Origin of the sequence: Haloterrigena salina JCM 13891, from assembly GCF_000337495.1 — an archaeon.
In the GTDB taxonomy this organism is placed as follows: domain Archaea; phylum Halobacteriota; class Halobacteria; order Halobacteriales; family Natrialbaceae; genus Haloterrigena; species Haloterrigena salina.
Map to the genome: position 1 here is coordinate 1 of NZ_AOIS01000009.1, position 235 is coordinate 235.

General features: G+C 44.3%; 1 protein-coding gene. It reads left to right on the forward strand.

Translation table 11 applies throughout. The annotated features are described in order from the left end of the window. The coding region (locus tag C477_RS24355; protein WP_204366218.1) for a hypothetical protein at positions 1-225 on the forward strand (225 nt) is incomplete at its 5' end. Positions 226-235: the final 10 nt, after the last annotated feature.

Consider the following 235-nt stretch of genomic DNA (forward strand, 5'->3'; position numbering starts at 1 on the left):
GTCCAACTCCGTTTATCCTTCCATAGGACATATCGGTCTTTACAATATCATAGCGAGAAAATAGATAATGGATTACTATTGTATATAGGGGCTCAATTTTTGAACACGGCTGCATTCATGGTCGCTGGGCCGCCTGGAGCGGTAGGCTCAGTGCTAGGATCCTCGTTAGCAATAATTGCCTTCGCTAGATCCGATGAGGAACGATTAGATGAAGAAAATGAGTGATCAAGGCTGT